14 protein-coding genes are annotated in these 14,186 nt (G+C 71.7%); 3 read left to right on the top strand and 11 right to left on the bottom strand.

What is annotated here, in order from left to right:
• Positions 1–445: 445 nt before the first annotated feature.
• On the top strand, positions 446–1,840 hold the full coding sequence (gene tcuA / locus HQN59_RS16255; RefSeq protein ID WP_342451225.1) for an FAD-dependent tricarballylate dehydrogenase TcuA: 1,395 nt from the start codon (positions 446–448) through the stop codon (positions 1,838–1,840).
• A 16-nt stretch (positions 1,841–1,856) separates the two neighbouring features.
• Positions 1,857–3,068 carry a tricarballylate utilization 4Fe-4S protein TcuB gene (gene tcuB, locus HQN59_RS16250; protein WP_176070162.1) on the top strand — a complete coding sequence of 404 codons (1,212 nt, stop codon included), beginning with the start codon at positions 1,857–1,859 and terminating at the stop codon, positions 3,066–3,068.
• 112 nt (positions 3,069–3,180) lie between these two features.
• On the opposite strand, the gene mnhG is transcribed toward tcuB, so the two are convergent.
• The 7 genes from mnhG to mntP form a co-directional block, all read right to left on the bottom strand.
• Positions 3,181–3,513 (bottom strand): monovalent cation/H(+) antiporter subunit G, encoded by a 333-nt coding sequence (gene mnhG, locus HQN59_RS16245; RefSeq protein WP_176070161.1) that lies wholly within the window; start codon positions 3,511–3,513, stop codon positions 3,181–3,183.
• On the bottom strand, positions 3,510–3,788 hold the full coding sequence (locus tag HQN59_RS16240; protein ID WP_176070160.1) for a K+/H+ antiporter subunit F: 279 nt from the start codon (positions 3,786–3,788) through the stop codon (positions 3,510–3,512). Before HQN59_RS16240 ends, mnhG begins: the two co-directional genes overlap by 4 nt.
• A complete protein-coding gene (locus HQN59_RS16235; RefSeq protein WP_176070159.1) occupies positions 3,785–4,273 on the bottom strand; it encodes a Na+/H+ antiporter subunit E in 489 nt (162 codons plus the stop codon). Before HQN59_RS16235 ends, HQN59_RS16240 begins: the two co-directional genes overlap by 4 nt.
• On the bottom strand, positions 4,270–5,979 hold the full coding sequence (locus HQN59_RS16230; protein WP_176070158.1) for a monovalent cation/H+ antiporter subunit D: 1,710 nt from the start codon (positions 5,977–5,979) through the stop codon (positions 4,270–4,272). Before HQN59_RS16230 ends, HQN59_RS16235 begins: the two co-directional genes overlap by 4 nt.
• Complete coding sequence (locus tag HQN59_RS16225; RefSeq protein WP_176070157.1) at positions 5,976–6,320, bottom strand: Na+/H+ antiporter subunit C; 345 nt, start codon at positions 6,318–6,320, stop codon at positions 5,976–5,978. The genes HQN59_RS16230 and HQN59_RS16225 overlap by 4 nt, the downstream gene beginning before the upstream one ends.
• Complete coding sequence (locus HQN59_RS16220; RefSeq protein WP_176070156.1) at positions 6,320–9,226, bottom strand: monovalent cation/H+ antiporter subunit A; 2,907 nt, start codon at positions 9,224–9,226, stop codon at positions 6,320–6,322. Before HQN59_RS16220 ends, HQN59_RS16225 begins: the two co-directional genes overlap by 1 nt.
• A gap of 112 nt (positions 9,227–9,338) precedes the next feature.
• On the bottom strand, positions 9,339–9,908 hold the full coding sequence (mntP, locus tag HQN59_RS16215) for a manganese efflux pump MntP (protein ID WP_176070155.1): 570 nt from the start codon (positions 9,906–9,908) through the stop codon (positions 9,339–9,341).
• 231 nt (positions 9,909–10,139) lie between these two features.
• Between mntP and greB the strand changes: the two genes are divergently transcribed.
• Complete coding sequence (gene greB / locus HQN59_RS16210) at positions 10,140–10,712, top strand: transcription elongation factor GreB (protein WP_176070154.1); 573 nt, start codon at positions 10,140–10,142, stop codon at positions 10,710–10,712.
• 127 nt (positions 10,713–10,839) lie between these two features.
• Here the strand turns inward: greB and HQN59_RS16205 are convergent, their stop codons facing one another.
• From HQN59_RS16205 to HQN59_RS16190, 4 genes are all read right to left on the bottom strand, one after another.
• Complete coding sequence (locus tag HQN59_RS16205; protein ID WP_176070153.1) at positions 10,840–11,805, bottom strand: Bug family tripartite tricarboxylate transporter substrate binding protein; 966 nt, start codon at positions 11,803–11,805, stop codon at positions 10,840–10,842.
• A gap of 118 nt (positions 11,806–11,923) precedes the next feature.
• Positions 11,924–12,673 (bottom strand): TetR/AcrR family transcriptional regulator, encoded by a 750-nt coding sequence (locus HQN59_RS16200; RefSeq protein ID WP_176070152.1) that lies wholly within the window; start codon positions 12,671–12,673, stop codon positions 11,924–11,926.
• 35 nt (positions 12,674–12,708) lie between these two features.
• Positions 12,709–13,692 carry a Bug family tripartite tricarboxylate transporter substrate binding protein gene (locus HQN59_RS16195; RefSeq protein WP_176070151.1) on the bottom strand — a complete coding sequence of 328 codons (984 nt, stop codon included), beginning with the start codon at positions 13,690–13,692 and terminating at the stop codon, positions 12,709–12,711.
• A gap of 49 nt (positions 13,693–13,741) precedes the next feature.
• Entirely contained in the window at positions 13,742–14,185 is a 444-nt protein-coding gene (locus tag HQN59_RS16190) for a Zn-ribbon domain-containing OB-fold protein (protein WP_176070150.1), read from the bottom strand.
• Position 14,186 lies beyond the last annotated feature (1 nt).

Genomic DNA, 14,186 nt, shown 5'->3' with positions numbered 1-14,186 from the left:
CCGCGAGCGAGCGCGCGCGCGGCAAGCGGCTACCCTGTGCGCCGGCGGGCGGCTGACGGCAGTCGCTGCCGCCGCACCTGCATCGCCATGACATCGACCCGCCGCACCCTGCTGCGCGCCACCCAGGCGCCGGTCTCGCCGTGCGCCCGGGCCGCGCGCGTGCCACGTGGCCCGCGTGCGTCGTCGAGCTCGTCGTTCCCCACGCGCCGGGCGGCATCATCGACAACGTCGGGCGCAGCAGGGTCTCACGGGAGCCCGAGCGGCTCGGCGCACCGCTCGCCTGCCGCGCCCGGCGACGCGCCGCATGTCGCGATTTCGTACCGGTCGGCCTGCTCGCGACCCCGGCCCACATCGTCGTCGTGGTGGCGAAGGCGATCGGCTACATGCCCTCGTCAGTGCCGCGAGCAGAGCTTTCTATGATGCGAGCCGACACCGCCCCGCTCTCGTGAACCCCCACCCCGACGTCCTCGTGATCGGCGGCGGCAACGCCGCCTTGTGCGCCGCGCTGATGGCGTGCGAGGCCGGTGCCAGCGTGCGGCTGCTCGAGGCGGCGCCGAAGGCCTGGCGCGGCGGCAATTCGCAGCACACGCGCAACCTCCGCTGCATGCACGACGCGCCGCAGGACGTGCTGGTCGACGCCTATTCCGAAGAGGAGTACTGGCAGGACCTGCTCAAGGTGACCGGCGGTCAGACCAACGAGAAGCTGGCGCGGCTCGTCATCCGTGCGTCGTCGAACTGCCGCGACTGGATGCGCAGCCACGGCGTGCACTTCCAGCCGCCGCTCTCGGGCGCGCTGCACGTCGCGCGCACCAACGCCTTCTTCATGGGCGGCGGCCGCGCCCTCGTCAACGCCTACTACCGCAGCGCCGAGCGGCTCGGCGTCGAGGTGCAGTACGAGACGCCGGTCGATGCGATCGAGCTCGACGGCGACCGCTTCGTCGCCGCGCGCTCGGGCGAGCGGCGCTTCACCGCCAAGAGCTGCGTGCTCGCGGCCGGCGGATTCGAATCGAACCTCGCGTGGCTGCGCGAGGCCTGGGGGCAGAACGAACGCGGCGAGTGGCCGGCCGACAACTTCCTGATCCGCGGCACCCGCTTCAACCAGGGCGTGCTGCTGCGCCACCTGATCGACGCCGGCGCCGACACGATCGGCGACCCGTCGCAATCGCACTGCGTCGCGATCGACGCGCGCGCACCGCTCTACGACGGCGGCATCTGCACCCGCATCGACTGCGTCTCGCTCGGCATCGTCGTCAACCGCGACGCCGAGCGCTTCTACGACGAGGGCGAGGACTTCTGGCCCAAGCGCTACGCGATCTGGGGCCGCCTGGTGGCCCAGCAGCCGGGGCAGATCGCGCATTCGATCATCGACCAGAAGGCGATCGGCCGCTTCATGCCGCCGGTGTTTCCGGGCACTCGCGCAGACTCGCTCGGCGAGCTCGCGCGCGCGGTCGGTCTCGACGAGACCGTGTTCCTGCGCACCGTCGCCGACTACAACGGGGCGTGCCGCGTCGGCCGCTTCGACCACACCACGCTCGACGACTGTCACACCGAAGGGCTGGCGCCGCCGAAGACGCACTGGGCGCTGCCGCTCGACACGCCGCCCTTCGTCGCGTATCCCTTGCGCCCCGGCATCACCTTCACCTATCTCGGGCTCGAGGTCGACGACACCGCGGCGGTGCGCTTCGGCGGCAAGCCGAGCCCGAACCTCTTCGTCGCCGGCGAGATGATGGCCGGCAACGTGCTCGGCAAGGGCTACACGGCCGGGGTCGGCATGAGCATCGGCACGGCGTTCGGCCGGATCGCCGGGACCCGGGCGGCACGGGCGGCGCTGGCGCGCTGACAACGATCGGACCCTCATGCATCCGCTCTCCGACCTCATCGATCAAGCGCGTGCCGATGTCGACGGCATCGGCAGCGCCAACCCGCGCGTGGTGCCAATCCGCCCGGTGCTGCCGCTGACCGCGGCGGAAGGCGAGGTCGCGCGCATCCTGCAGATCTGCAACGCGTGCCGCTACTGCGAAGGTTTCTGCGCGGTGTTTCCGGCGATGACGCGGCGCCTCGAGTTCGCGAAAGCGGACACCCACTACCTGGCGAACCTCTGCCACAACTGCGGCGCCTGCCTGCACGCCTGCCAGTACGCGCCGCCTCACGAGTTCGCGGTCAACGTGCCGCGCGCGCTGGCCGAGGTGCGCGGCAGCACCTACGCCGACTACGCGTGGCCGGCGGCGTTCGGCGCGCTCTATCGCCAGAATGGTCTGACCGTTGCGCTGGCGCTCGCCGGCGGCCTGGCGCTGTTCCTGGTACTGGCGCTCGCGCTCGCCGGCACGTTGTTCCACCAGCCGCTCGCCGGCGACTTCTACGCGATCTTTCCGCACAACCTGCTGGTCGCGCTGTTCGGTGCCGTGTTCGGCTTCGCGATCGTCGCGCTCGGCATCGGCGCGCGTGCGTTCTGGCGCGACGTGCGCGAGGGGGACGGGCCGTACCGCGAGCGTGCCGCCGCAGGCCTGGAGGCGATCCGGAACGTGCTCGTCATGAAGTATCTCGACGGTGGCCACGGCGAAGGCTGCAACGACGCCGACGATCGCTTCACGCTGTGGCGCCGGCGCTGGCACCAGACGACGTTCTACGGCTTCATGCTCTGCTTCGCATCCACCTGCGTCGCGACGCTCTACCACTACGTGCTCGGACGGCCGGCGCCTTACGCGCCGACAAGCCTTCCGGTGCTGCTCGGCACGCTCGGCGGCATCGGCCTCGTGGTCGGACCGATCGGGCTCCTGTGGATGGCCCGGCGACGCGACCCCGCGCAGGGCGACCCGGCCCAGCGCCCGATGGACCGCGCGTTCATCGCGCTGCTGCTGCTGACCAGCGCAACGGGTCTGGCGCTGCTCGCCTGGCGCGACACCGGCTGGATGGCGCTGCTGCTGGCGGTCCATCTGGGCGTGGTGATGGCCCTTTTCGCGACCCTGCCGTACGGCAAGTTCGCGCACGCGGTGTATCGCAGCGCCGCGCTGCTCAAGTTCTCGCTCGAGCGGCGGCTGCCGAGCCGGCTCAAGCTCGGCGACGACTGATCGCGCGCGCGCCGAACCGCCTTGCCGCGGCACGGGTGAGCGGCGAGCTCACGCGGTCGTCGCTCAGCCGTGCGCGGCGGCGCACCGCATGCGGCGTGGCAAGGCGCGCCGGTCAGGGCTGGCGCTCGCCGCCGAGCGGCGGCGGCAGCGGATCGCCGGCCTGGCGTCGCCGGAACAGCGCGGCGCGCGCCAGCAGCATCGCGGTCACCGGACTCGCGATCGAGAGCACGATGATCACGAGCCAGACGTGCAGCGAGAGACCGTTGCCGCGTGACGAGAAGTGGACGATCGACGCCAGCGCGACGATCCACGCGCCGAGCGTCGACGCGAGCGCCGGCGCGTGCATGCGGAGGAAGAAGTTGTCGAGCCGCCAGAGGCCGAGCCCGGCGGTCAGCACGACGACGCCGCTGAACACCAGCAGCGCGGCGACGATGGCGTCGCTCATTCGATCACCTCGCCGCGGAGCAGGAACTTGGCCATCGCCACCGAGCTCACGAAGCCGAACAGCGCGAGCAGCAGCGCGCCCTCGAAGTACATGCTGCTGTCGTAGCGGATCGCGAGCACCAGCATGATCAGCATGCCGACCACCGAGAGGAAGTCGAGCGCGAGCACGCGGTCCTGGGCGCTCGGTCCGCGCATCACGCGCCAGAGGCCGAGCGCCATCGCGAGCCCGTAGAGGACGAGGGTGACGGTGATCGCGTGGCCGAGCAGAGGACTCATTCGAAGATCTCCACGAGCGGCCGCTCGTAGCGGCTCTTGTAGTGGGCGATGAAGGCGGCGTCGTCGGCGACGTCGAACACGTGCAGCAGCAGTGCGCTGCGGTCGAGCGCGAGCTCGCACCATACGGTGCCCGGCACCACGGCGGTGATCATGGCGAGCGCCGCGAGCGCGTGCGGGTCGCGCAGCTCGAGCGGCACGACCACGAAGCGCCCGCGCGGCGGGTGCCGCGACGCCTTCAGCACCCCGGCGCCGACGCCGAGGCCCGAGCGCACGACGTCGCCGCCGACATGGCCGATGAGGCGCAGCAGCCGCAGCGGGTGGCGCACCCGGCCGCCGGCGACGCGCAACGGGGCGGTGAGGCGCGGAACCGCGATCGCGATCAGCGCGCCGAGCAGCAGATGTGCGGGGGCGACGCTCTGCTGCAGCAGCAGCCAGAACGTGAACAGACCCGCCGAGAGCAGCGGCGCCGGCAGCCAGCGCTTCAACGCGCGACCTCCGTCTCCGGCTCGGGCGCAGCTTCGGCGCGTGCCGCCGCGGAGGCGCCGCGCGAGCGCTGCACCGGGCGCGCCGCCAGCACGGCCTCGACGTAGCCGACGGGGCGGTGCAGCGCCTCGGCGGTGGCGGCGCCGAAACGCAGCGCGCGCTCGCCGTGCAGCACCAGCAGCACGCAGGCGCCGAGCAGCATCAGCACCGGCACGCCCTCGATCAGGCGCAGATGCGGCACCCAGCGGTCCTGCGCGGCCCAGAAGTGGCGGATGCCGACGCGCATGAACGCGATCGCGGCTGCGAGCCCCGACACGATCAGCAGCGCGAACAGGGTCCAGGCGGCGACCGAATGGGCAACCGGCGCAACGCCGACGCCGAGCAGCGCCGACAGCATCGCGATCTTGCCGATGAAGCCCGAGAGTGGCGGCATGCCGGCGACGACGAGCGCGCAGACGATGAAGCCCACGCCGACGAACACCAGCGCCGCGGGGATCGCGCGGCCGACCAGCGGCTCTTCCTGGTCGTCGAGGTTGATGTCGGGCGGCGGCTCGTCGTCGACGAAGAACGGCAGGTGGTCGTCGGCGTCGTCGACCGGCGGCGGCGCGACGTCGGTCTGGCGTGCACGCTCGATCAGCTCGGCGAGCAGGAACAGCGCCGCGCCGGCAAGGGTCGAGCTCGCGAGGTAGAAGAGCGCGCCGCCGGTGAGGGCCGGCACGTCGAAGCCGATCGCCGCGAGCAGCGTTCCCGACGACGTGATCACGCTGAACGCCGCGAGCCGGCTGAGGCGCTGCGACGCCAGCATGCCGACGGAGCCGAACGCGATCGTCAGCACGCCGCCCCAGATCAGGACGTCGGCGCCGAACAGCGACGAGCCGCCGGCGCTCGCGGAAAAGCACAGCGTCCAGAGGCGCAGCACCGCATAGACGCCGACCTTGGTGAGGATCGCGAACAGCGCGGCGACCGGCGCACCGGCGGCGGCGTAGGCGCCCGGAAGCCAGAAGTTGAGCGGCCACAGCGCGGCCTTGGCGAGAAAGGCGATGCCGAGGATCGCGCCGCCGGCGTGCAGCAGGCCGCGGTCGGTCGCCGGCACGCTCGGCAGCTTCTGCGCGAGGTCGGCCATGTTGAGCGTGCCGGTCACGCCGTAGAGCAGGGCGACGCCGACGAGGAACAGCAGCGACGCCGTCAGGTTGATCGCGATGTAGTGCAGCCCGGCGCGTACCCGGGAGCCGCCGCCGCCGTGCAGCAGCAGGCCGTAGCTCGCGGCGAGCAGCACCTCGAAGAAGACGAACAGGTTGAACAGGTCGCCGGTGAGGAAGGCGCCGTAGAGCCCCATCAGCTGGAGCTGGAACAGGGCCTCGAAGTGGACCCCGGCGCGTTGCCAGCGCGCCTGCGCATAGCCGAGCGACGCCAGGCCGATGCTGCCGGCGAGCACCATCATCAGCGCCGACAGTCGATCGACGACGAGGACGATGCCGAACGGCACCGGCCAGTTGCCGGGCAGGTAGACCGCGAGCACGCCCGGCGCGCCGTGGCGGCCGACGCCGATCAGCATCGTGACGGCAACCAGAAGGCCGAGCGCGGTCGAGACGAGCCCGAGCAGCGATTTCGCGCGCCGGCGCTTCTCGGGGATCAGCAGCATCAGCGCCGCGGTGGCCAGCGGCAGCAGCACCGGTGCGACCGCGAGGTGGGAGAGCGCGTCGGTCACGGCCGCTCCTCCTGGCCGTCGACGTGGTCGCCGCCGCTCAGGCCGCGCAGGGCGAGCAGCACCACGAGGAAGAGCGCGGTGGTCGCGAAGCCGATCACGATCGCGGTCAGCACCAGCGACTGGGGCAGCGGGTCGCTGTAGTTGACGAGATTGGCCGGAACGCCCGGCTGCACGATCGGCTCCTTGTCGATCGAGAGGCTTCCGACGCTGAAGATGAAGAGGTTGACCGCGTACGACAGCAGCGAGAGGCCGATCAGGACCTGGAACGTGCGCGGCCGAAGCACCAGCCAGACGCCCGCGCTGGCCAGCACGCCGATCGCCAGCGAGATCACGATCTCCATCAGGCGGCCTCGCCGGGGCGGTCCGGCGACGGCGGCTTGCGGCGCGAGCGCAGCGACTGGTGGGCCAGCGCCGTGAGCAGCAGCAGGGTCGAGCCCAGCACCACCGCGAACACGCCGAAGTCGAACAGCGCCGCGCTCGGCAGGTGCAGTTCGCCGACCAGCGGCAGCGTGACGTGCGCCGTGTGCGTGGTGAGGAAGGGATGGCCGAAGGCGAGCGCACCGAGGCCGGTGACGAGCGCGGTCAGCAGACCGAGACCGATCCAGCGCGGCGGCCTGAGGTTGGCCCGGTCCTCGACCCAGCGCGTGCCGCCCACCATGTACTGCGCGATGAACGCGATCGCGACCGCGAGGCCGGCGACGAAGCCGCCGCCCGGCTCGTTGTGGCCGCGCAGGAAGAGGTAGAGCGCGAACACCACCGCGCCGGGCAGCACCAGCTGCGCGAGCATCGACGGCACCAGCAGATAGCCGCCGGCCGCCTCGCTCCGGTCGGGCCGCGCCAGCAGGTCGCTCTGCTCGCTCGCCGGCACCACGCGCTGCTGCGGCGGCAGCTCGATCGATTCGCGCGGCGGCCTGAAGCGGCGCAGCAGCGCATAGACGGTGAGCGCGACGATGCCGAGCACCGTGATCTCGCCCAGCGTGTCGAAGGCGCGGAAGTCGACCAGCATCACGTTGACGACGTTGGTGCCGCCGCCTTCAGGCAAGGCGCGGTCGATGAAGAACGGCGAGATGCTCTGCGGCGCCTGCCGCGTGAGCATGGCGTACGAGAGCGCGGCCATGCCGAGCCCGATCGCGACCGCGAGCACGAAGTCGCGGCGCCGGCGCCAGAGCGCGCGCGCCGCGGTGAGGGGGTCGTCCTGCGCCACCCGGCGCGGCAGCCAGCGCAGCCCGAGCAGGAACAGCACGACGGTGACCACCTCGACCGCGAGCTGGGTCAGCGCGAGGTCGGGCGCCGAGAACCAGGCGAAGGTGAGGCAGAGCACCAGGCCGACCACGCTCAGCATGGTGAGCGCCGCGAGGCGGTGGAACTTGGCCTGCACCGCCGCGCCGATGGCGGCACTGCCGCCGAGCACCCACAGCATCACGAACTCGGGCGTCGCCGGGACGCGCGGCCGGTCGCCCCAGACCAGCGGCACGATCAGCGCCGAGCCGAGCCCCGCGGCACCGGCGACCGCGAGCATCCAGAACAGCTGCGGCTGAAGGCGCCGCGTGCCGGCGAGCCTTAGGCCCTGGCGCGCGCCGCGGCTCGCGAGCACGAGCAGGGTCTCGAACGTGCGCTTGCCGTCGAACGCGCCGAGCAGCGGCACGCGGCGCGCGCCGCGCCGCTTGAAGCGCTCGCCGAACAGCCGGTAGACCGCGATGCCGCCGGCCAGCGCGACCAGGCTCATCAGCAGCGGACTCGTCACGCCGTGCCACACCGCGAGGCTGTAGGTCGGCAGGTTGCCGCCGACCACCGGCAGCGCCGCGGTGGCGAGCAGCGGCCCGACGGCGAGCGCGGGGGCCACGCCGACCACCACGCAGGCGAGCACCAGCAGGTCGACCGGTGCGCGCATCCAGCGCACCGGCTCGTGCGGCTGGCGCGGCAGGTCGCGCGTGAGCGGGCCGAAGAAGACGTCGTGGCCGAAGCGCAGCGAATAGACCACCGCGAACAGGCCGGCGAGCGTGGCCGCGACGGGCAGCGCGGCCTCGACCAGCGGGTTGGCGGTCAGGAACACCGTCTCGGCGAAGAACATCTCCTTCGAGAGGAACCCGTTGAGGAGCGGCACCCCGGCCATCGCCGCGCACGCGACCATCGCGAGCGTTCCGGTGATCGGAATCGCGTGGAACAGGCCGTCGAGGCGGCGCATGTCGCGCGTGCCGGTCTCGTGGTCGATGATGCCGACCGCCATGAAGAGCGACGCCTTGAAGGTGGCGTGGTTCATGATGTGGAACACCGCCGCGACCGCGGCAAGCGGGCTGTCGAGGCCGAGCAGCAGCGTGATGAGGCCGAGATGGCTGATCGTCGAGTAGGCGAGCAGGCCCTTCAGGTCGTTCTGGAACATCGCCACGTAGGCGCCGAGCAGCAGCGTCGCGAGACCGGCGCCACCGACGATCCAGAACCAGGCGTCGGTGCCAGCGAGCACCGGCCAGAGGCGCGCGAGCAGGAACACGCCCGCCTTGACCATGGTCGCCGAGTGCAGATAGGCCGACACCGGTGTCGGCGCCGCCATCGCGTGCGGCAGCCAGAAGTGGAACGGGAACTGCGCACTCTTGGTGAGCGCGCCCAGCAGCACGAGGCCGAGCGCGAGCGGGTAGAGCGGATGCGCGCGCACCCGTTCGCCGGCCTCAAGCACCACCTCGAGGTCGTGGCTGCCGACGATCTGCCCGAGCACCAGCACGCCGGCGAGCAGGGCCAGGCCGCCGGCGGCGGTGACCGTGAACGCCATGCGGGCGCCGCGGCGCGCGTCACGCCGGTGCTGCCAGTAGCCGATGAGCAGGAACGAGAAGAGGCTGGTCAGCTCCCAGAACAGCACCAGCTGCAGCAGGTTGCCGGAGACGACGACGCCGAGCATCGAGCCCATGAACCCGAGCAGCAGCGCGTAGAAGCGCGCCGCCGGGTCGTGCGGCGACAGGTAGTAGCGCGCATAGACGACGACCAGGAGGCCCATGCCGGCAACCAGCATCGCGAACATCCACGCGAAGCCGTCGAGGCGCACCACCAGATCGAGACCGAGGCTCGGCAGCCACGCAAGCCGCTCGACGATCACGTGGCCGTCGCGGATGTCGGGGTAGACCAGCGCGAGCGGCACCAGCACGGCAAGCGCCACGAGGCCGGCGGCGAGCGATTCGAGGTTGCGCGCGTGGGTCGGAAGCAGCGCGGCGACGGCGCTGCCGAGGAAGGGGAGGACGAAGACGACGGTCAGCCACATGGACGCCCGAGTCTATGGGCAGCCCTGCGCAGGCCCGTCGCGGGCCGCACCGGCACGGGGCTTTCGAAGCGCGTCGGCGCCGGCGAGGCGGCGTCCGCGCTTGCGCCATCGATCAGACGATCCGCAGGTGCTCGACGAGGATGGTGGTGCCGATGCCGATCAGGAGGAAGCCGCCGACCGCCTCGGCCCAGCGCCCGGCCATCACGCCGAGCACGCGGCCGAGCATCACGCCCGCGCTCACCATCACCAGGGTCGCGAGGCCGATGGCAGCCGCGATCGGCACGATCTCGACCTCGATGAAGGCCAGGCTCGCGCCGACCACCATCGCGTCGATGCTGGTCGCGAGGCCGGTGACCGCGAGCAGCCAGAAGCCATGGCGGTTCGGCTTGGCCTCGTCCTCGTCATCGGGCGCGCGCAGGCTGGCGAGGATCATGCGCATGCCGAGGCCGCCGAGCAGGGTGAACGCGATCCAGTGGTCCCACGCCTCGACGTAGTTCGCGGCGACGCGCCCGAGCGCCCAGCCGATTACCGGCGTCAGCGCCTCGATCACGCCGAAGATGAGGCCGGTGCGCACGGCCTCGCGCCAGTGCGGCCGCTCGAGGGCGAGGCCCTTGCCGATGGCGGCCGCGAACGCATCGGTCGACATCGAGAACGCGAGCAGGGCGACGGAAGCGAGGTTCATGATGCGAGCGGGTGACCGGCAGGTCGCGGCCCCGGCGCCGCGGCCGAGGCGTCCGGACGAGCGCGCACTCTATGGCAAATCCGCGGCCCGACCCGGCGACGCGCGCGGGCCTAGACTCGCGGCGCGCGCCGGCGCCGGCTGCGCTGCGCGGTGCGCCGGTGCTCCGCGAGACGCTGCGGGACGTCAGCGGGAACCGCCTGCGTGCGCTGCGAAACCGATTGCCGAAACACGATGAACAAGGCCTTCACGCGCGAGACCGATGCCGATGCCGACGACCTCGACGACGAGGTCGCCGCGGCGCCGGCGATCCCCGCCGGCACGCGCAACTACCTGACCCCCGCGGGTTACCAGCGTCTGCGCGCCGAGCTGCTCGGCCTGCTCGACGACGAGCGCCCCAAGGTGGTCGAGGTGGTCTCGTGGGCGGCCAAGAACGGCGACCGCTCGGAGAACGGCGACTACCTCTACGGCAAGAAGCGGCTGCGCGAGATCGACCGCCGGATCCGCTTCCTGACCAAGCGGCTCGACCTCGCCGAGGTCGTCGACCCGTCGCTGCATCACGGGTCGGACCAGATCTTCTTCGGCGCGACGGTGCGCTACGTGAACCAGCGCGACGAGGAGCGCACGATCACGATCAAAGGCATCGACGAAGCCGACAGCAGCCAGGGCGAGGTGAGCTGGGTCGCGCCGATCGCGCGCGCCCTCCTGAAGGCGCGCGTCGGCGACGAGGTGCAGCTCGCGACCCCGGGCGGCGTCGAAACGCTCGAGGTGCTGGCGGTGGAGTACCCGGCGCCGGATCGCGGCTGACGCGACCGCAGCGGCGTGGCCCCGGCTGCGCGGGACCGATGGCCTGAACGCGAGCGGCGCCCGAAAGCGCCGCCGGTTCGCGGGTGAGCCGGTGTGGCGGCCGCCAGGCGCAACCGCCTCGCGCGCATCACTCCGGCTTGATGCCGGCGCGCTGGATCACCTCGGCCCACTTCTTCGTCTCGGCGGCCTGGAAGCGCGCGAGCTCGTCGCCGGACGTCGTCGCGACCTCGGCGCCGGCGGCCGCGAGGCGCGCCTTGACGTCGGGCTGGTTGAAGTACTTCACCGTCTCGGCGTGGATCCTGGCGACGACGTCGGCGGGCGTGCCGGCCGGGGCGTAGAGCGCGAACCAGGTGAACGCCTCGTAGCCCGGCACGCCGCTTTCGGCGAGGGTCGGCACCTCGGGCATCGCCTCGGTGCGCTTGGCGGTGGTTGTTGCCAGCACCTTGAGCTTGCCGGACTTGATGTGCGGGATCGCCTGCGGGCCGAGCTCGATCATCAGGTCGACCTGGCCGCCGAGCAGGTCGGTCACCGCCGGCGCGCTGCCTCGATACGTGACCGGCAGGATGAAGATGCCCGCCATGTTCTTGAGCAGCTCGACATTGGTGTGCTGCGAGAGGCCGTTGCCGGTCGACGCGTACGTCAGCTTGCCGGGGTTCGCCTTGGCGTAGGCGAGGAACTCCTTGACGTTGCTCGCCGGCACGTTGCCGTTGACGACCAGGTAGCTCGGCATCAGCGACAAACGCGCGATCGGCACGAAGTCCTTCACCGGGTCGTACGGCAGCTTCTTGATGAGGCTCGGACTCACCGCGAACGGACCGGTCGAGCCCACCACCAGCGTGTAGCCGTCGGGTGCCGAGCGCGCCGCCGCGTCGACCGCGATCGTGCCGCCGGCGCCCGAGCGGTTCTCGACGATGACGGACTGGCCGGTTGCTTTCTGGAGGCCTTCGGCCACCAGGCGCGCCATCATGTCGAACGCGCCGCCCGGGGGCGCGCCCGCGAGGATGCGGATCGGCTTGGTCGGGTAGGACTGTGCCGAGGCCCCGGTGACGGCGGCGAGCGCGGCGGCGGCGATCAGCAGGTTTCTGCGGTTCATCACGGCTCCTGGTTCGTGCGGAATGGGAGCTTCAGCCAGGCGCGATGCCGCCGAAGCAGATGGAGTTCGTTGCGGGAGAAGCCTTCGCCACGGTGTCGGCGCGCTGCGGGGCATGGGCTCAGGCCGTCGAGGCCCGGCGCGCCGGCGCGCGCATCTGCCGCACCTGGCCGAGCAGCAGCTCGCGCGCGAGGTCGCGGCTCGCCTCGCCCGGGTCGGCGAGCTGGCGCAGCACGAGGCCGTGCGCGAGGATCAACAGCTCCTCAGCCTTGCGCGCCGCATCGACGCCGCTCGCCAACTCGCCCGCGGCGATGCCGTCATGGATGAGGCGGGTCCAGAAGCGCTGCTGGCGCTGCAGGCGATCGGTCTGGTGCGTCAGCAGCTCGGCATCGCGCACGCTCGACGCCAGGTAGTTGATCCAGAAGCGCCAGAAGCGGTCGGTGGGCAGCCGGCACACGTAGCCGGTGAGCAGGCGTTCGAGCTGCGCGACCGGCGAGCCCTGGTAGCGCTCCCAGTCGTCCGGCAACTCGTAGGCGCTCTCGAGCGCGGCGATCAGCAGGCGCTGCTTGTTGCCGAAGTGGTAGTTGATCGTGCCGGTGCTGAGGCCCGCCGCGACCGCGACCTTGCGCATGCTGAGGTTCTCGATGCCGTCGCGCGAGATCAGCTCGTAGACGGTGCCGAGCACGTGCTTGCGGGTCAGCGCCTCGCCCTGGCGCAGCGTCTTGCGGCGCGGCGTCGCGCCGTCGTTCGCGGCGCCTTCGATGGCAACGCGGCGCGGCCGCGCGCCGATCTCGACCGGCGCGTCAGGCGGCGCTGCGGCGTCGGCCCTCGCGCGAGCGGGCTTGCGGCGCGTGACGGCAGCGTTCGGCATCGGCAGGCTCGCGAGCGGCAGTGGCGGGTGCCGCGTCAGTCGACCTTGATGCCGGCGCGCTGCACGACGGCCGCCCACTTGGCGATCTCGGCGCTCTGGAAGCGCGCGAGCTCCTCGGGCGTCGACACCGTGACCTCGGCGCTGGTCTCGAGGAACTGCGCCTTGATCTCGGGGGTCGCGAAGCTGCGCGCGAGGTCGCGGTTGATCTTCTGCTGGACCGCGCGCGGGATCCCGGCCGGCGCGTAGAGCGCGTACCAGGCCGACGCCTCGTAGTTGGGCAGGCCCGCCTCGGCGAAGGTCGGCACGTCGGGAAGCGCCGGCGAGCGCGTGGCGGTGGTCACGGCGAGCGCCCGCACCTTGCCCGCCTTGATGTGCGGCAGGATGGCGACGCCCTGCTCGATGATGAAGTTGATCTGGCCGCCGAGCAGGTCGGTGATCGCCGGCGCGATGCCCTTGTACGGCACGTGCACCATGTCGAGATTGGCCATGTGCGCGAGCATCACGGCGTTGGTGTGCTCGGTGGTGCCGTTGCCCGCCGACGAGAAGCTGAGCTTGCCGGGGTTGGCCTTCGCGTAGCTCACGAACTCGCCGAGGGTCTTGGCCGGCACGGTCGAGTTCACGACCAGGAAGCTCGGCATCCGCACCAGCAGCGAGATCGGCGTGAAGTCCTTGGTCGCGTCGTAGCGGATCTGCTTGTAGATGTGCTGGTTGACCGTCATCACGCCGATCGAGCCGAGGAACAGCGTGTACGGGTCGCCCGTGGCGCGCGCCGCCGCTTCGGCCCCGATCGTGCCGCCCGCGCCGGCGCGGTTGTCGACCAGCACCTGCTGGCCCCAGGCCTGCTGCAGGCTCGCCGCGACCGTGCGCGCGATCTTGTCGGCCGCGCCGCCGGGCGGGAACGGGGTGATCAGCGTCACCGGCTTGTTCGGGAAGTCGCCGGCGGAAGCATTGGTCTGACCGAAAGCGGGCGTCAGGGCGGCGACGGCGAGCAGGGCGAGCAGAAAGTTCTTGCGGTTCATGGCGGTCCGATCGGACGAGGGAAAAGCGCGAGGGCGAACGGCGCGGCGTTCAGGCCGGCTCGAATGCGGGGTAGGGCTGGCCGTTCGGCAGTTCCTCCCACATCAGCTTCACCGGCAAGCCGATGCGCAGCGTCTGGGCGTCGGCGTTGAACAGGTTGCAGAGGATGCGCACGCCTTCGGCGAGGTCGACGTAGGCACAGATGTACGGCACGCGGTCCTCGTGCCCCGGCCATGCCGACCGGGTGAGCGTCCACGAGTACAGCGTGCCGTTGCCGCTCACTTCGACCCACTCGGTGTCGCGGCGGCCGGTGAACACGCTGCCGGGGCGCGGGAAGAACTGGAAGCGCCCGGTGCGCGGGCACTTCTGGATCACCAGCCGGCGTTCGCGGGCCGCGGCCCAGAACGGGCCCGTGTTCATGTAGACGTCGGGCCTGGGCAGCGGTCGGGGGATCTTCTTCGCCTCGGGGGCGTTCTTCGCTTCGGGTGCGTTCATC

Origin of the sequence: Rhizobacter koreensis, assembly GCF_013366375.1 — a bacterium.
Lineage (GTDB): Bacteria > Pseudomonadota > Gammaproteobacteria > Burkholderiales > Burkholderiaceae_C > Schlegelella_A > Schlegelella_A koreensis.
Note: the sequence above shows the minus strand (reverse complement) of the source record. Positions and strands in the feature narration are given on the sequence as shown.